The 17,943-nt window shown below is 58.9% G+C and carries 9 protein-coding genes; 8 read left to right on the forward strand and 1 reads right to left on the reverse strand.

Annotated elements, in window-relative coordinates; translation table 11 throughout:
* Nucleotides 1-131 precede the first annotated feature (131 nt).
* The 8 genes from aspA to ACYZT3_RS00670 all read left to right on the forward strand — a co-directional run bounded on the left by aspA (nucleotide 132) and on the right by ACYZT3_RS00670 (nucleotide 17,556).
* On the forward strand, nucleotides 132-1,556 hold the full coding sequence (gene aspA / locus ACYZT3_RS00635; RefSeq protein WP_282376343.1) for an aspartate ammonia-lyase: 1,425 nt from the start codon (nucleotides 132-134) through the stop codon (nucleotides 1,554-1,556).
* 468 nt (nucleotides 1,557-2,024) lie between these two features.
* Entirely contained in the window at nucleotides 2,025-3,476 is a 1,452-nt protein-coding gene (locus tag ACYZT3_RS00640) for an alanine/glycine:cation symporter family protein (RefSeq protein WP_462031287.1), read from the forward strand.
* Between the two features lie 99 nt (nucleotides 3,477-3,575).
* Entirely contained in the window at nucleotides 3,576-4,580 is a 1,005-nt protein-coding gene (locus ACYZT3_RS00645; protein ID WP_462031288.1) for an asparaginase, read from the forward strand.
* Between the two features lie 164 nt (nucleotides 4,581-4,744).
* Nucleotides 4,745-5,737: an AraC family transcriptional regulator gene (locus ACYZT3_RS00650; RefSeq protein ID WP_462031289.1), complete on the forward strand. Its 993-nt coding sequence runs from the start codon at nucleotides 4,745-4,747 to the stop codon at nucleotides 5,735-5,737.
* Nucleotides 5,738-5,930: 193 nt separating this feature from the next.
* Nucleotides 5,931-6,962, forward strand: a complete 1,032-nt coding sequence (locus ACYZT3_RS00655; protein WP_282376347.1) for a histone deacetylase family protein — start codon at nucleotides 5,931-5,933, stop codon at nucleotides 6,960-6,962.
* Nucleotides 6,963-6,974: 12 nt separating this feature from the next.
* Nucleotides 6,975-8,090: a polyamine ABC transporter substrate-binding protein gene (locus ACYZT3_RS00660; protein ID WP_462031290.1), complete on the forward strand. Its 1,116-nt coding sequence runs from the start codon at nucleotides 6,975-6,977 to the stop codon at nucleotides 8,088-8,090.
* Nucleotides 8,091-8,241: 151 nt separating this feature from the next.
* Nucleotides 8,242-12,810: a dermonecrotic toxin domain-containing protein gene (locus tag ACYZT3_RS00665; protein ID WP_462031291.1), complete on the forward strand. Its 4,569-nt coding sequence runs from the start codon at nucleotides 8,242-8,244 to the stop codon at nucleotides 12,808-12,810.
* 144 nt (nucleotides 12,811-12,954) lie between these two features.
* Nucleotides 12,955-17,556: a dermonecrotic toxin domain-containing protein gene (locus ACYZT3_RS00670; RefSeq protein ID WP_462031292.1), complete on the forward strand. Its 4,602-nt coding sequence runs from the start codon at nucleotides 12,955-12,957 to the stop codon at nucleotides 17,554-17,556.
* A 161-nt stretch (nucleotides 17,557-17,717) separates the two neighbouring features.
* On the opposite strand, the gene ACYZT3_RS00675 is transcribed toward ACYZT3_RS00670, so the two are convergent.
* Entirely contained in the window at nucleotides 17,718-17,864 is a 147-nt protein-coding gene (locus tag ACYZT3_RS00675; protein ID WP_461966233.1) for a transposase, read from the reverse strand.
* Nucleotides 17,865-17,943: the final 79 nt, after the last annotated feature.

The following is a 17,943-nucleotide window of genomic DNA, read 5'->3' on the forward strand; positions in this document are numbered from 1 at the left end:
ACGGCGTCACACGGGCATTATGCCGAATGTGCATAGGCTAGTGTTTAACAGCATTGGCCCAAAATTCTCCACAAGCCTAGCATTTGCGGTGTTCCGGCACAGACCGGGTCCCTATCGAGATGATTTCTATCATGTCTTCCGCTGCATCTTTCCGCACAGAAAAAGACCTGCTTGGCGTACTCGAAGTACCTGCTCAAGCGTACTACGGCATCCAGACCCTGCGAGCGGTGAACAACTTCCGTCTCTCCGGCGTTCCGATTTCGCATTACCCGAAGCTGGTTGTCGGTCTGGCGATGGTCAAGCAGGCCGCCGCTGACGCCAACCGCGAGCTGGGTCACCTGAGCGAAGCCAAGCACGCTGCCATCAGCGAAGCCTGTGCACGTTTGATCCGCGGCGATTTCCACGAAGAGTTCGTGGTGGACATGATTCAAGGCGGCGCTGGCACTTCGACCAACATGAATGCCAACGAAGTCATCGCCAACATCGCACTGGAGGCCATGGGTCATCAGAAAGGCGAATACCAATACCTGCACCCGAACAACGACGTGAACATGGCGCAGTCGACCAACGACGCCTACCCGACCGCGATCCGTCTGGGTCTGCTGCTGGGTCACGATGCGTTGCTGGCCAGTCTCGACAGCCTGATCCAGTCGTTCGCGGCCAAAGGTGTAGAGTTCAGCCACGTATTGAAGATGGGTCGTACCCAGCTGCAAGACGCTGTGCCGATGACCCTGGGCCAGGAATTCCGCGCTTTCGCTACCACGCTGGGCGAAGACCTGGCGCGTCTGAAGACACTGGCTCCTGAGCTGCTGACCGAAGTGAACCTGGGCGGCACCGCGATTGGCACCGGCATCAACGCCGACCCACGCTACCAACTCCTGGCCGTTCAGCGTCTGGCACTGATCAGCGGTCAACCGCTGGTTCCAGCCGCCGACCTGATCGAAGCCACCTCCGACATGGGCGCCTTCGTGCTGTTCTCCGGCATGCTCAAGCGCACCGCGGTCAAGCTGTCGAAAATCTGCAACGACCTGCGCCTGCTGTCCAGCGGCCCACGCACCGGCATCAACGAAATCAACCTGCCGGCGCGTCAGCCAGGCAGCTCGATCATGCCCGGCAAGGTCAACCCGGTTATCCCGGAAGCGGTCAATCAGGTGGCGTTCCAGATCATCGGCAACGACTTGGCGCTGACCATCGCGGCCGAAGGCGGCCAATTGCAGCTGAACGTGATGGAGCCGCTGATCGCGTTCAAGATCTTCGACTCGATCCGCTTGCTGCAACGCGCCATGGACATGCTGCGCGAGCACTGCATCGTCGGCATCACCGCCAACGAAGAGCGTTGCCGCGAACTGGTCGAACACTCGATTGGCCTGGTCACCGCGCTGAACCCGTACATCGGCTACGAAAACGCCACTCGCATCGCCCGTATCGCGCTGGAAAGCGGCCGCGGCGTGCTGGAACTGGTGCGTGAAGAAGGCTTGCTCGACGACGAAATGCTCGCCGACATTCTGCGCCCGGAAAACATGATTGCTCCGCGTCTGGTGCCTCTGAAGGCTTAACCAAACGCAACGCCGGCGCTTGCTCTTTTAACGAAGAGCACGAAGCGCCACGCTCACCAGGTCGAGGGACTAGACACCTCTCACCTTTTGAGGGCTTGGGGATTTATTCCCCAAGCCCTTTTTTTTAACTCATTGGCAGGAAAAAGACTTCTGTGGAAATGGGGCTCTCGCCCTCCCACACGAGCCTGACTTCAAAAAAGTCAGGTGTTTCAAAGGCTTCGTTTCGTCGCTTGCACCACAACCGTGCAGACGGATGGCACGCTCATAGGTATAGTGCCGCCCCTCTTCGCGTGAGCGGTCGTCGGTAACGAGGCCCAAACCCATGCGAAACCCGAACTAATAACAAACCTGCGATATGGGCCCGGGACGAACACTCGCCTCACTGTTGTGCCACGCGCACGTCGGTGTAACGCGATGTTTCTACCTGCCCAGCATTTGCCTACACAAAAAAACAGCGAGGAATAATCCATGCTCGAAGTCATTAACGACTTCCTCTCAGGGAAAGTACTGATCGTGCTCATTGTCGGGCTCGGTAGCTACTTCACGATCCGCTCGCGTTTCGTACAATTGCGCCACTTCTTCCACATGTTCGCGGTGTTCCGCGACAGCCTCAAAAGCAGCGCCGGTCAACTCAGTTCGTTCCAGGCCTTGATGCTCAGCCTCGCCGGCCGTGTCGGTGCGGGTAACATCGCCGGTGTCGGTATCGCCGTGACCCTGGGTGGTCCGGGCGCGGTGTTCTGGATGTGGGTGACTGCGTTGGTCGGCATGTCCAGCAGCTTCTTCGAATGTTCCCTCGGCCAGCTCTACAAGCGCTGCGATTCCGACGGCACGTACCGTGGCGGTCCGTCCTATTACATCCAGCACGGCCTGCAGAAACGCTGGCTGGGCATGATCATGGCCTTCCTGCTGCTGATCACCTTCGGCTTCGCCTTCAACGGTCTGCAATCCCACGCCGTGACCCACTCGCTGAAAAACGCTTTCGACCTCGACCCCACTTACACGGGCCTGGCCCTGGCGGTGTTGCTGGGTCTGGTGTTCATCGGTGGCATCAAGCGGATCGCCAAGGTCGCTGACCTGTTGGTGCCGGTGAAAACCCTGGTGTACATCGGCGTGACCCTCTACGTGATCGTGCTGCAGTTCGATCACGTTCCAGCGATGCTGATGACCATCGTCAAAAGCGCCTTCGGTCTCGACCAGGCCTTCGGCGGCCTGATCGGCAGTGCCATCGTCATGGGCGTGAAACGCGGCGTGTTCGCCAACGAAGCCGGCCTGGGCAGTGCGCCGAACGTGGCCGCCGTGGCGTCGGTCGAGCACCCGGTGGCACAAGGCGTGGTTCAGGCGTTCAGCGTGTTCCTCGACACCTTTGTGATCTGCACCTGCACCGCGTTGCTGATCCTGCTCTCGGGCTTCTACACACCAGGCTTCGAAGGCGACGGCATTGCCCTGACCCAGAACTCGCTGGCCGCCGTCGTCGGTGACTGGGGCCGGAGTTTCATTTCCGTGGCCCTGTCGTTGTTCGTGTTCACCTCGATTCTCTACAACTACTACCTGGGCGAGAACAACCTGCGCTTCCTGATCGGTGAAAACCGCAAGGCGCTGATCGGCTACCGCGCATTGGTATTGGTGTTGATCTACTGGGGTGCGATCGAGAACCTGGGCACGGTGTTCGCGTTCGCCGACATCACCATGACCCTGCTGGCGTTCGTGAACCTGATCGCGCTGTTCCTGCTGTTCAAAGTCGGCATGCGCATCCTGCGTGACTACGATGATCAGCGCGCAGCCGGCATCAAGACGCCCGTGTTCGATTCGAGCAAATTCCCGGATCTGGACCTGGACTTGAAAGCCTGGCCAGCCAATCCACCAGCCGTTGCCCCTAAGGCTGAAGCTGAGCCGCAAGGCGTACCCGCAGCGCAACGCTGATCGGTAAAAACCCGGGCGCATCCCCTGCGCCCGACGTGACACAACGTGCGGTCAGCGTCATGCTCGACCGCATGCTGTCATCGTTCTCGGAGAACCCCCATGAATTCCTCGACCTATCCTGCCGCCCAGCACGTCATGGTGCTCTACACCGGTGGCACCATCGGTATGCAAGCCAGCGCTCACGGTCTGGCCCCGGCGTCCGGTTTCGAAGCGCGGATGCGCGAGTATCTGCACAGCCAGCCTGACCTTGTCGTGCCGCAGTGGCGCTTTCGCGAGATGTCGCCGCTGATCGACAGCGCCAACATGAGTCCGGCTTACTGGCAGCAACTGCGTGAAGCGGTGGTCGACGCCGTTGATGTCCAGGGCTGCGACAGCGTGCTGATCCTGCACGGCACCGACACCCTCGCCTACAGCGCCGCCGCCATGAGCTTTCAGTTGCTCGGCCTGCAGGCCCGCGTGGTGTTCACCGGTTCCATGCTGCCAGCCGGCGTAGCCGACAGCGATGCCTGGGAGAACCTCAGTGGCGCGCTGGTTGCTCTGGGGCAAGGCCTTGCGCCGGGCGTTCATCTGTACTTCCACGGCGAGCTGCTGGACCCGACTCGTTGCGCGAAGGTTCGCAGTTTCGGTCGTCATCCGTTCAAGCGACTGGAGCGTCAGGGCGGCGGTGTGAAAGCGTCCTCAATTCCCGCGCAACTGAATTACAACCAGCCGAAGCAACTGGCGAACGTCGCAGTATTGCCATTGTTTCCCGGCATAAGCGCTGAAATTCTTGATGGACTGCTCGACAGCGGCATTCAGGGACTGGTGCTGGAGTGCTATGGCAGCGGCACCGGACCGAGCGATAACCCCGAGTTTCTCGCCAGCCTGGAACGGGCACGGAACAAGGGGGTTGTGGTTGTGGCGGTTACGCAGTGCCATGAAGGCGGCGTTGAGCTGGATGTTTACGAGGCCGGTAGCCGATTGCGCGGTGCAGGCGTGCTTTCGGGCGGCGGCATGACCCGTGAAGCGGCTTTCGGCAAGTTGCATGGGTTGCTCGGTGCCGGGCTCGACACCGCTGAAGCGCGGCGCCTTGTAGAACTGGACCTGTGCGGCGAACTTATCTGACACCACACGGTGCCTGTAGGAGCGAGGCTTGCCCGCGAAGGCGTTTTCGATAACGCCAAAAGCTTCGCGGGCAAGTCGGATCGCCGCACCGCTCGCTCCTACAGATGACTTGGACGCGGCACACAACTTGCTTCTTTTCCAGCATCTCAAGGCTGGAACCCCCCATGCTCCACTCCCACCTCACCACCCTCAACGCCGTCTCTCTGGTGCTCAACGCCTTCAAGGCCGAAGGCCTGTCCAGTGAAGCGCTGCTCGTGGGAAGCGGCATCAGCGCGGCAGACCTGAGCCGAGCGGACACACGCATCACTACGAACCAAGAGATGCAGGTCTGCGCCAATGCCGTCGCCCTCAAACGCGATATCGGCCTGGAACTTGGCCGGCGGATGCACGTTTCGTCCTACGGTATGCTCGGTTATGCGCTGCTCACCAGTGCCACCTTCGGTGACGCTTTACATCTGGCGATGCGCTATCCGGCGCTGTTAGGAACACTTTTCGAACTGAGCCTTGAAGATGACGGCGAGCGCATCTGGTTTGTCGCCGCTGATTACCGGGAGAATCCGGCGCTGGCGGTATTCAATGCCGAGTTCTGTCTGGTGTCGTTGAAAGTCACCTGCGACGATCTGCTCGGCCATACGCTGCCGCTACTGGCTGCACGCTTCGAACACGCAGCGCCCGACTATCAGGCGACCTACGCCGAGCACTTCGACTGCCCGCTGCACTTCGATGCGCGGGACAACGCCTTCGCCTTCGATAAACGCTGGCTCGACCAACCGTTGCCACTGGCCGACGTCATCACCCATCAGGCCATGACTGAACGCTGTCGCAAACAGAACACCGAGTTCACTGGCCGCCAGGCCTGGCTGGGGCGGATTCGCCAACTGCTCAGTACGCAATTGAACGCAGCGCCTGGCCTCGAAGGGTTGGCTGAACAGATGAATTGTTCGGCGCGAACCCTGCGCCGGCACCTCAAGGATCTGGGTTGCAGCTATCAGGAATTGCTCGACGAATTGCGCTTCGAACAGGCCAAACTAATGCTCTGTGAAGATCAAATGCCGATTTATCGAATCGCCGAGGCTTTGGGTTTCAGCGAAACCGCGAGTTTCCGCCATGCGTTTGTGCGCTGGAGCGGCGTGGCACCGAGCCAGTTCCGCCCCTGACTGATCGTTCACTCTGCATGGGAATGATCGGCTTGGGTACGCCCTACGCCGGGGCACCGTCGCGCCGATAAGGGGCGAATTTCGGTCAGATCTTTTGGCCATATCGATCCCCTTTTGGCCTTTCCTGCCGTTCTCCGAAACACCTCCTGCCGCAAGACTGTGTTCAACCGAATCAGCCTGCGGAGAACAAGAAATGCTGACGATCTACTCGGACGATCACCACCTGCACCACGGCCGTTGTGAATTGATGGACGGGCAATTGATGCCCTGCTTCGAAATGCCCTCGCGTGCCGACCATGTGCTGCAACGCGTGCAATACCGCGACCTCGGCCCGGTCGAAGCACCACAGGATTTCGGCCTCGAGCCGATTGCGCGCATCCACAGCCGCGACTACCTCGACTTCTTCAAAGGCGCCTGGGCACGCTGGACCGAATTCAATACCGACGGCGACTTGTTGCCCTACACCTGGCCGGCTCGTACGCTGCGCCGAATCATGCCCACCAGCCTGCACGGCCAGCTCGGCTATTACAGCTTCGACGGCGGCGCACCGATTACCGCCGGCACCTGGCAAGCGGCGTACAGTGCGGCGCAAGTTGCGTTGACCGCTCAAGCCGTCATTCAACGCGGCGCCCGCAGTGCCTTCGCTTTATGCCGTCCACCGGGACACCACGCCGCCAGCGATTTGATGGGCGGTTATTGCTACCTCAACAACGCCGCCATCGCCGCTCAAGCCTTCCTCGACCAGGGCCACAAGAAGGTCGCGATCCTCGACGTCGACTATCACCACGGCAACGGTACTCAGTCGATTTTCTATGAGCGCAGCGACGTGCTGTTCACCTCGATCCACGGTCATCCGGAAGCCGAGTTCCCCTTCTTCCTCGGTTATGAAGATGAGCTCGGCGAGGGGGCCGGCGAAGGTTTCAACTTCAACTACCCTTTGCCGGCTGGCAGCGGCTGGGACAGTTGGAGCGCCGCGCTGGAACACGCCTGCAAAGAGATCGAAAAATACGGCGCCGATATCGTCGTCGTCTCCCTGGGCGTGGATACGTTCAAGGACGATCCCATCTCCCAATTCAAGCTCGACAGCCCGGATTACCTGGCAATGGGCGCGCGCATCGCGGGCCTCGGCAAGCCGACGCTGTTCGTGATGGAAGGCGGCTACGCGGTTGAAGAAATCGGCATCAATGCCGTGAACGTTCTCGAAGGTTTTGAAAGCGCCCAATGAGGAATTAGAACAATGAACAGACTCAAGCGTTTTATCGCGCCAGCGCTCTTCCCCACAGTGCTGTGCATCACCGTGCTCAGTGGTGCCGCTCACGCGGAGGAGCGAACGTTGCGCGTCTACAACTGGTTTGACTACATCACCCCCAAAGCGCTGGAAGACTTCAAAGCCCAGAACACCCAGATCAAACTGGTCTACGACATCTTCGACACCAACGAAGCGCTGGAGGCCAAGTTGTTGACCGGCAATTCCGGCTATGACGTAGTCGTGCCGTCCAACGTGTTCCTCGCCAAGCAGATCGAGGCCGGCGTGTTCCAGCCGCTTGATCGCAGCAAATTGCCGAACTGGAACCACCTTGATCCCAAGCTGATGAAGCTGATCGAAGCCAACGATCCGGGCAACAAATTTGCCGTGCCTTACATGTACGGGACCATCCTTATCGGCTTCAACCCCGACAAGATCAAGGCTGCATTGGGTGACAACGCACCGGTGGACAGCTGGGACCTGATCTTCAAGGAGGAGAACATCAGCAAGCTCAAACAGTGCGGCGTGGCCCTGCTCGACTCGCCTTCGGAGATTCTGCCACTGGCCCTGCAACACCTCGGCCTGGACCCCAACAGCAAGAAGCCTGCGGACTACGAAAAGGCTGAAGCGCTGTTGATGAAGATTCGTCCGTACGTCACCTACTTCCATTCTTCGAAGTACATGGCCGACATCGCCAACGGTGACATCTGCGTCGCCGTCGGTTACTCCGGCAGCTTCTCCCAGGCCGCCAACCGCGCCAAAGAAGCCAAGAACGGCGTGATCGTCGACATGCGCCTGCCGAAAGAAGGCGCGCCGATCTGGTTCGACATGCTCTCGATCCCCAAAGGCGCGAAGAATCCGGAAGACGCCTACACCTTCATCAACTACTTGCTGCAGCCGCAGGTGATCGCGCCGGTCAGCGACTTCGTCGGCTACCCGAACCCGAACAAGGACGCCACGGAAATGGTCGACCCGGCGATCCGCAACAACCCGAACCTGTACCCGACCGAAGCGGCAATGGGCACGCTGTACACCTTGCAAGCTTTGCCTCGCGATGCTGAACGCGCGCGGACCCGGGCCTGGACCAAGATCAAGTCCGGAACCTGACCCGCTGCCGAAAGCCAAGACCCGCGCTGATGCGGGTCTTTTTTTGCCTGCGATATTTATCTACCGCCAAGTGTTCGGTCGAGTTCGCCATCCTGCCCTGATCCGGCGCTGCTCACGACAGCGGCCGCCGCCGTCAGACAAGGAAATGGTCATGCCCGAAACTTCAACACCAAGTGCTGTGGATGTACTGACTCAACTGGTGACAGGCCCTTCGCTCACCGAAGTCGCCGCGAATGCCTTGCGTCCCGCGCTCGCTACGCTTTACCCGCACCTGAAAATCGACCCGGCGCGGGCCATGGTTGCGACACCGACCTGGTTGACCGACGCAGAAACGGTCAAGGCTGGTCCCTGCCGATTCGAATCCCTCACCGATGCACTGGTTCGCCTCGCGCTGTCCGGCACCGCCGCGACCTGCATCGATGGCGAACACTTCCTCACCGAACAACCCGGCGTCGAACCGGTCACCCAGCTTCCGGTAAAGATCGAAGCGATCGCAGCCCGGCTCAACGAACTCGCCCCGCTGCTGTTCATCGCCTATCAGGAACAGCAGCTCGACTACTGGAACGAAACCACCGCGCCCGACCAGCCGCGCTGGCATCAGCTTTCGCACACTTTGCAGCAGCTGTGGAACGTCAGCGCCACCAACGGCTGGGATGAGGATCAACGGGCCATGGCGCACGCCGTGTTCGGGCAACCCGATAAATCACTGCGGCTGGCCACCGACAAGTACAAGACCCGCGTCTGCCTGATCGACCTTGATGACACGGCACACAAGCATCTCAACGTTCTGGACGCCGCTGTACTGGTGGGCACGCTCGGCAAGCGCACATTGATTCTCATGCACTCGCTGACGGAAGGATTTCAACGCTTCGATACGTTCGAGGAGTTGGGACAAACGCTGCAATCACTGGTGAAAAACGCTGCAAGCAGTCTGAGCTGGCGATTGTTCGAACCCGAGGGCAACTTTTTCGACCACCAGGCTTGCACCCTGATTGCGCTAGAGGCCGAGGCAATAGGCTCAATCGATTTTTTCCAGCGCTCGGACGATCCGATTATAACGGCACGACGCGGTGCACCCGACAACCAGCAAGCCATGACGGAGCAGCGAACACCTCATTTCTCGCGGCTGCAACATTCACTTCCGCAGTGGCTTGAAGACGCCACCCCCGCCGACCAAAACCGTTACAGCCGACACCTGCTGGACCTGGCGGTCATGCAGCAGCAAAACGCTGGCAAAACCTTTCAAAGCGAGCTGCCCGGTATCAAAAAATTCACTCGGGATGAGCTGGAGAAACAAATAAAACAGACACCTGCCCAGACAGAACATGTCGATTTGAAAGACGTGGAGATCACCGTCACCCGCGTCGAAGTCTGGGGCACTTTTGTGCCGCCGGGGCAGATAGACACTCAGACGCTGTCGCTTGTCGACCTTGCACTTGAGAATCTGGGCGCCCTGGCACTGGGAAATAAATCGGTGCGCCACCGGGACGGCGCTGCGCTGCCGGAATGGATGACCATTGGTTACCTGGAAGAACTGACGACAACGGTCGACATCGGCGAAGCCTATCCGGCCTTGCTGCAAAACAGGCTAATCGACGACACCTCCCAGGCCTCCCGCTTGCAGCAGCTCTTCACCCAGCAGTTGCCGCTCGAGCTGCCGTTGCTGGCCCTGCAAGACAAAATCCGCGGCGAAGGAGGCCTGACTGAGCAAGGTTACCGCTACGTCGTCGCGGCGCTGGCAAGCGAGCGGGTGGAACAACAGGTCGACGGCCAACGGATCGTGGTTCGTCCATTGGCCTTCGCCACTGGCGACTCCCCCAACGGGAAGACCGACGAGGTGGTCAACATGTTTGTGATCGGCCCACAGGATCAAGATAAGGGTCCGTGCCTGCTTTACCGTCCGTTGCTTGAACCTGCGCTGTTGCAATACCCGTCGACGGCCAATTTGCTGTATGCCATCAAACACTCAAGGTCACTGCGCCAGTCCGTACTGGCGTGGCTACCCGACAGCGTACGTTTCAATTACTCGCAATACGTTTTTCCAGGGGCGCTGCCTTCGGTGTGGACGGTGCCGCAACTTCTGATCGACTCCACCCTGTCACTGAACCTGCCAGGGCCAGTGACGCTCGGTCATCGGGTGATTGAAAACGATGTGCTGTCGACCTTGTTCAAGGCCAATGCCGAGGCACTGATCGCTCAAGCGAACAGCCAATCGGTGTCCAATGCCGAGGCGCGATGGGCTTCTCTCAAGCGTGGCGGATGGGCGCTGTTCAGTGTGGCGCTGCCATTTCTGGGTCGTGGAGTGAACACGGCCGCATGGATCTGGCAGATCCTGGACGACTTGCAGGACATCGCAGATGCCGCTGAGCAGCAGCAAAAACCTCTGGCCTGGGCGGCCCTGGCGGATCTCTTTTTGACGCTGGGCATGGTGCTCGCCCACCGAGCGGCCACTCGTAAAAAACCTCAACGAGCGTCGTTGGCCATCGACACGGAAAAAGCGCCCGCGGCGACGGAAGAAGTGAAGATAGCCCGTATCAGCGCGACCCGGTTGGCAGACATCCCTGATCATGAGCTGCCGAGCAGCCATGAACTGTCGTTGCACGATCTTGGCGCAGTGGATCGATCCCGACCAGGCCTGGGTACCGTGCTCGACAGCCTGAAAATCACGAAGCCAGAAAGAAACGCCAAACCGGCAACCGAGGGCCCCTACAGGCACCTCACTGCCAGCGGTCAAAAATGGTACGCCCGAGTAGCCGAGCGCTGGTTCGAAGTCGAACTCAACGATAACGACGATGTGCAAATCATCGATTCTCGCCAGCAACCGCCGCGCAAGGGACCGTTACTGATCAGTAACCAGCGCGGCGAATGGTTTGTCGACCTGCGCTTGCGACTGCGCGGCGGCGGCCTGAGGAGCCGGCGCAAACAACTGCAACAACAGAATCAGGAGCAACTGCGCAAAAAGAAAGAAGACATCACCGCCTTTGACGCTGGCCTGACCGCCAAGCGATTGCAGCTGGTCGAAGTCCGTCGTGCCATGCTGGAGGCGACGCCTGAAACGGCCGACAGTGCGCGCCAGCACTTCCTCGACACGCTTGATACGCAGATCGATGAATACACCACCCACATTCAAGAACTGAAAGCACTGAACATTCTGGAAGCCGTCCCCAATTACCGGACTGCGATGCTGGACCGGATATCCCTGCAACTGTTCCTCATGCAGTCCTGGCTGAGCGAATGCGACACCACGTTCCACGATAGCCTGCGTATCACTATGGAACTGCTCGAAGAAACAAACAGCGAATCCACGAGCAGCCGTTCCGAGCCTTTTGAAACGATGACCGAGTTGACACAGGGGGTGATCGACAAAGTCGAATTCGCGCAGACCCGTTTCGCAGAACTCAGCCTGTTGGGCAAAGAGGCCGCCGAGGTCACGCGTCAATACAAAGCCAGACTTCCACCTTTTTCGCTGGATGATCTGAAGATGCTGCAGATCACGCTAGGGCAGAAACTCTGTCTCAAGGGTGCCTCGGGTGCCGCTCGGGAAGAAGCTCAAGTCGCACTGGAAAGCCTGGTCGAAGATGCCGCACTCAACATTCAAAGCGCTTTGGATCTGAGCACGAATGAAAGCCTGAACAATCTCAGTGAACGGACAGACGCGCTGAACAACCTGGTCGAACAGTTCGCAATCATCGACCAGCGTTTTCTCGATTTCGCCGCCGAGTTTCCGGAGCATCAGGTACCCGACCGTCTCGAAAAAGTGCAGAAACGCGTCGCGGAATTTGGCCAACGTACTGCGCAACACTTATCGGATCTATTGCGCGAACAACGACACCTTGAGCCGGTCGCCGGCCCATCGAAACCTGCTGCCTCGACGGCAAAAAAAATCATCATCAAGACCCGTTTCAAAGGCACGCTCGTGGGTCAGCGACGCCAAAGCGCAAAGGGTAAAGACAGCCATCTGGTCGATGTGCTGGCGCCGCTGACGGGAAAGGTGATTGCCACTTTTCATGAGAAAACGCCAGGCGTCTGGCTGGAACGCGTCTCGGAAAAGAACACCCCGTCACCCAAAGCAAAGCCCGATCTGGCCAAAAGCATGCTCGATGGCAAGGCATTGCTGGACCAATTACCGGCGTTTAAACAGCGCACGCAGGCACACCTCAATCGGGCGCAGCGCAATCCAACGGAAACCGAGGAGGTCTATTACCTGCATGCCAATCGTCTACGTAACGTCATGGACAGGATTGATCAGGCGCTCACGGCGGGTAATAGCTCCACTACTGAAACGGCCACCGCCACGTTGCGTCAGCAGCTCGATACCGAAGCGACAGCTCTCTACGCCATGGGTCGCGTCAACCGCATCGCGATGACCAAGCAACAGGCCCCCACGGCGGCGCGAGTTGAATGGCTGCACGAGAAGGGTGAATTGCGCATTGCCAAGACTGCCGAGCGACGCCGGCTGAAAGGCCCGCGCAGAGACTATTTGCAGGAGTACGAAATACTCGACAAGAAAACCAACAAGGTTCTGTGGTACGCGCACTTTCACTACGCCAATCCCACAGATCCTCTGCCTTCATTCACCGCCGCGCACCTGAAAACTGTCGATCAGCGACGTCTCGGCGGTGCTTACGATTGGCGCGAAAACCACAGCAACCACGAGCTGATTGCCATCCACCGCAGCGCCATCAGCCGCTCGCAGGCCGCCGCGCTGTTCTTCTCCTGAGCCATCATTTGACTCACAAGCCCGTCGAGCGCGGGCTTCTTTTCAACCCATATATATCTACCACCTGACCCGGTGGATGCGCGGGTACTTTCGATTGCAGACGGCAGTCTGCCGTCACGCCCATCCCCAACCGGTCACGATGTCATGAGCAAAACAACCCGAACGAACACCGCCCCACTGCTGTTGAACAAAAGCCGTCTGGTGGAGCAATCCAGCGGTGGTCCGACCCTGCATGGCGCCGCTGCGCATTTACTGCGCAAGGCCTTGTTAAAAAGCTTTCCCGAGCAACAGATCGATCCCGACAAAGCCGTGTTGATGACCCCGTTATGGCATGAGCAGGGCGAGGAAATCGTCACCCGCAGCAGCCGTTTCGAATCATTGACGCACGCACTGGCGCGTATGGCCTTTACCCCAGCAACAGCCAACTACATCGAAAGTGAACACTTTCTGACCTTCACACCTTATGCCGCCGAACCCATCCATCTGCCGGTCAGCATGGACGCCATCACTACCTTGTTAAACGAGTACGCACCGTTGCTGTTCATTGGCTTCGAACAAAGCCAGCTGGACTATTGGAATGAAATCACCGAAAACTTGCCGCGCTGGCAGGTGTTGTCCGACACCCTGAAAGAGGCGCCCGATGTTCAGTCGGTCACTGGATGGGACTCGGATGAGTGCAGCCTCGGGCGACTCGTCTCGCAATACCCCGACAAGCTATTGCGCCCGGCTTCCGACAACGGGCTGTCGAACGTGCGCGCCGGCTTACTTGATCTCGATCTCGATCTCGCCGTTGAATCGGCAGAGGACGCTACCCGGCATCTGATGATCGGCGGCGCCTTGGTGCTGACCGCCACTTTGGGCAGCCGTAAGCTGATCACGATGTACACCATCGCCGGCGGCTACGAATCGTTCAGCTCAATGGAGCAACTGGGCACCAGCCTTCCCGCACGGATCGGCATCGATCTGAGCGGCCAGAGCCTGAAGTGGCGACTCTACGAACCTGAAGGCAATATTTTTGATGCCATGGTTTGGGCATTGGTGGGGTGTCAGATCGACTCCATTGATGCTCTCGATCCAGACAGTCGCTCGCCCTTGGCCGGGTTTACCTCCCGACGGGACGAAAGCAGCACGATCAGCACCGGGGACAAGGCGCGTATCGAACAGCTGGAAAGCTCAATTCCCTCGTGGCTCTCAACGGGCTCACTTGACGATATCCAAGCCTACGGCGGGTACTTGACCGAGCTTGGAAACCTCAGAGGCGAGACCGGCAATGACGCTTTTGACGCCAACGATATTCCGCTGATTCAAACCTATGCCCAGCAGCGCATGCGTGACGCCATCGTTGCCGACAAAACTGCAGATGCCGTGAGCCTGCGCCTTGATGACGTTCGGATCACCGTCACCCATAGCTTCGAAGCTGGCGGTTTCACCCTGCCCGACCCGCGCAAGGTCAGCGTCGAAACCCTGGGCGAATTCGCCCTGCAAAACACCCGCCCCTATAGCGCGACGGTGGCCTATGCCGATGGCACAGCCGTGCCAGGGTGGATGACGGTTACGTTCCTATTGCGCCTGGCCAACGCGATCAACCTCGGCGAAACCTATCCGCAGCTGATCAAACGCACACTCATCGATGACCCGGTGCAGGCTCGCCGTCACAAGGTCCGCTACTGCCGTCAGCTGCCGTTACTCCTGCCCATGTTGGCGCTGGAGTGCAAACTCAAGCACCAAGGTGAAGTCGATGAGGTGGGTTACCGTCAGGTCTGCCAACTGATGGAGTCGATCAAAAACGACTCACCCTCCGCCGAGTGGCCGGTGCAAATCCGCCCGCTGGCGTTCATGCCCCGCTACCGTCTTGGCAACACACCCGACACCGTCGCGAACATGTACATCATCGAGCCGCGCAAAGGCTCGAGCGGCCCATGCCTGCTTTATCGACCCTTGCTGGATCAACCGCTGCACCAGTTTCCTTCCGAGCAAAACATGCTGTACGCGTTTTATCAGTCGGGCGAAATGCGCGACTCGATACTGGCCTGGCTGCCTACCCGCGCGTTGAGTTTCGAGTACGCCCAGTATGTGTTTTCCAGCGGCATTCCCTCGCCCTGGACCATTACCGAACTGGCCTTCGAGCCATTTATTCACCTGGACCTGACCGCCTCGGTTGAACTGGCACACACACCTCTGAACGGCGACGTTCTCATGACCCTCTATACCCAAAATAGCCAAGCCATGGCCGAGCTCGCCGACCGCCAATCGACTTCCAATGGCGAGCGTCGCTGGGCGCTGCTGGCGGACAGTGGCTGGGCGACTTTCTCGGTGGCGGCCAACTTTCTCAGCGGCCCGGCGGGTACTGCGGTCTGGGTCTGGCAAAGCATCAGTCAGATCCAGCAGGCTCTGGATGCCAGAGAACGCGGCGACACACTCGTGGAATGGTCCTCGATCGGCGACCTGCTACTGACCCTGGGCATTCTTCTCTCGCAACGCGTCGCGACACGGCGAATTCAGCTATCAAGTCCCCTTGATGAGGTCTCTGCGCCGAAACGCGTGCCCATGGACGAACCTCAACTCATTACCTCCTCCGCTGAGGCTGTGATGGTTACGCATGACGCGACCCCGCTAAGCGCTGAACTGCCCGAGGCTCATCTGTGCGCCCTGGCGCCCGCCGGGCCGACCCGTAGCAGTGCAGAAGCCCAATTTTTACAAAAGATCGATCAACTGAAAGTATCGGCTCCGCACCTGCCAGATGGAACACTATCCAATGCCGACCATCTTTATGAGCACGAGGGAAAGCTGTACGCCCAGGTGGGTGTGCGATGGTTTCAGGTCAGCGCCGACGCGGACGAACCGGTGCTCGTTCTCGATCCGAATAATCCCGCTTACCCAGGATTTTGCGTGAAGTACGACGAAAAGGCAGGTAGCTGGCACTGGGATCTCAAGCTTCGGTTACGCGGCGGCGGCCCAACCCGCCGGATCGAAGCGATGCGGCGAGAAAAAATCAAAAAAAAGGACGATGCGTGGGCCGCACTGCATCGGTTCATCGAACAGGAAGCCATTCGAAAGGCCAGTGTGGATGAAGTCTTGAACCCTTTGGAAAGCAGCGACGAATCAGCCCCGATGTCCGACGAAACGATAGCCAGTTACATCTCCAGGTCCGATGAGGTGGCGAACGGATATGGCCAGGCGCTGGAAGCCCTCGAAACGTGGCGTGAAGCGGGTGGCGCTGGCGTGTTTTATCAGTCTCAGCTAATGCGTTTCACCATTGAACAACATCGCTACCTGAACGGCTGGATGCGAATGAAGTTGCGTGAATACGTGAAAATCATCGCGCCCCAGTTCAGTCAGACGGAACCTTCAACGACGAGATCCCGTGCCGCGCAAATGGAGGCGGCACAAAAGGCCATCGCCGTGAGCGATGAATTGATCGACCGTCTCGGCCGCATGCACGCCTCACTGGACCGGTTGATGGACCACACCGGTATCACGCGCAAGGTGGCTGGCGATCTGCGAAAGCTACTGCCTGCAATGTCCCAATACGACCTGAAGGCCAATGAAATCGGCATGTCCACGGAGCTTTGTCTGCATGAGGCGTCGGACAGTGAGATGAGTCAGGCACGTCAATCGGTCGTCGATATTTTTGAAAATGCGGCCGACGCGGGCCACAGCCTGGTCGAGCGGCGCAGTACCGCACAGCCTTCGCACATCCAGACACTCGATGTCGAGCAACTCACCGTGCTGGTAGACCGTCTGGCAGAAGCCGAGCGGCGTCTGGAGGAGTTGTCTGCCAGCTTGCTCGATCAGCTGGAACCCGTCCGCTTTGAGCGCGTTCAGACGTTGGTTGCCGAATTCCATCAACTGGCGCGCAGCCGTCTGCTCACTTTGCTTCCGGAAGCGGAAGAAATACCGGTGGCCCAGATGGCGAGACTTGAACCGGTGCCCTCTACTTCACGCGCCATCGGCAAAGTGAGCAAATCACGGCCACGAGTCGTCGAGGCGCAAAAAAAACCGTCTATCGAGACACCGCAGACTAGCGATGAGGTTCCCATTATCAAGACGGCTAACAGACGCCCGGTGCAACCGGCGGCGCTGAACGATCAAGACATCATCGGCAACGGGCTGTCTCTGAGTGTCGAACTCGATGCGTTCATTGAACGAATCCGCGCCGATGCGCAACGCCCCTACCGCGTTCCGGCAGACATGAAAGACCTGCTCGACCAGCAGGCGACCCGACTCGATCAATCGGCTGATGACGTTGCACTAATACTGGCTCGCAGAGCCGCCGACTTCCCCGTGGGGAGCCTGAATGCAGAACTGCGTACGGGGGCCGCAAAAGCCCGGCGCGAAGGGGTGAGCGTCTACCGCGCGATGCTCATCAAGCGCAGGCCCCGCGAAACTTACCTGAAATGGCTCATGGAGCACGATCAGGTATCAATCATCAAAGACGCACGCGGTCGTATCAAGACCCAACAGCGCAAAGACTACTTTCAGGAGTACGGCATTTTCGACAAGACACGCCAAAACAAAGCGTTGTGGGTCGCGCATTTCCATTACAACGAACTGACCGATCCGGATGAACGATTCACCGCCGCACATCTCAAGTTCGCCGAAGGCTATTTGAAAGAACTCCCGGCCAAGACCCGTCAGGAACTCGATGTCTTCGATGCACTGGACAATGCGTTGCGCCGAATCGTCGATCCGGCCATTCGGGATCTGTTCCTGAAACCCCAACCGAACGTAGCGCCTGAGGCATAAAAAACCACGTTCGGCATCAATTGCGTAATTGCATGGACGTGACCACCCATTTGCATTGCCGTTGACCAGTCAATTGCATTCGTACTGACCAACCGTTTGCATTCGACTTGACCAGCACACGTGGTAGTGACGACCGGCAAAGAACGGCCAATAGCGGTCGCTTATGACAGACCGCTGACGCCCCAGACGGCCGCTTTGGCGTTGATGCCATGGCGCAGGGCTACGCTGGCCATCGACACGCCGGGTTGCAGGCATTCCTGGACGATCTGGGCTTTAAAAGGTTTGGGATAAGAGGTTCGTTGGCGCATGGCAATCCTGACGGTAAGGGCGATGGTGTCCACGTATTTTTAAGTGGAGAACATTGCCCTTATTGCGGGGATCGGGTAG

The organism is Pseudomonas sp. MDT1-16 (assembly GCF_054898115.1).

What these genes read in the sequence shown, in the direction of transcription:
- aspA (WP_282376343.1), top strand. Translation starts at nt 132, where the DNA reads ATGTCTTCCGCTGCATCTTTCCGCACAGAAAAAGACCTGCTTGGCGTA.
- ACYZT3_RS00640 (WP_462031287.1), top strand. Translation starts at nt 2,025, where the DNA reads ATGCTCGAAGTCATTAACGACTTCCTCTCAGGGAAAGTACTGATCGTG.
- ACYZT3_RS00645 (WP_462031288.1), top strand. Translation starts at nt 3,576, where the DNA reads ATGAATTCCTCGACCTATCCTGCCGCCCAGCACGTCATGGTGCTCTAC.
- ACYZT3_RS00650 (WP_462031289.1), top strand. Translation starts at nt 4,745, where the DNA reads ATGCTCCACTCCCACCTCACCACCCTCAACGCCGTCTCTCTGGTGCTC.
- ACYZT3_RS00655 (WP_282376347.1), top strand. Translation starts at nt 5,931, where the DNA reads ATGCTGACGATCTACTCGGACGATCACCACCTGCACCACGGCCGTTGT.
- ACYZT3_RS00660 (WP_462031290.1), top strand. Translation starts at nt 6,975, where the DNA reads ATGAACAGACTCAAGCGTTTTATCGCGCCAGCGCTCTTCCCCACAGTG.
- ACYZT3_RS00665 (WP_462031291.1), top strand. Translation starts at nt 8,242, where the DNA reads ATGCCCGAAACTTCAACACCAAGTGCTGTGGATGTACTGACTCAACTG.
- ACYZT3_RS00670 (WP_462031292.1), top strand. Translation starts at nt 12,955, where the DNA reads ATGAGCAAAACAACCCGAACGAACACCGCCCCACTGCTGTTGAACAAA.
- ACYZT3_RS00675 (WP_461966233.1), bottom strand. Translation starts at nt 17,864, where the DNA reads ATGCGCCAACGAACCTCTTATCCCAAACCTTTTAAAGCCCAGATCGTC.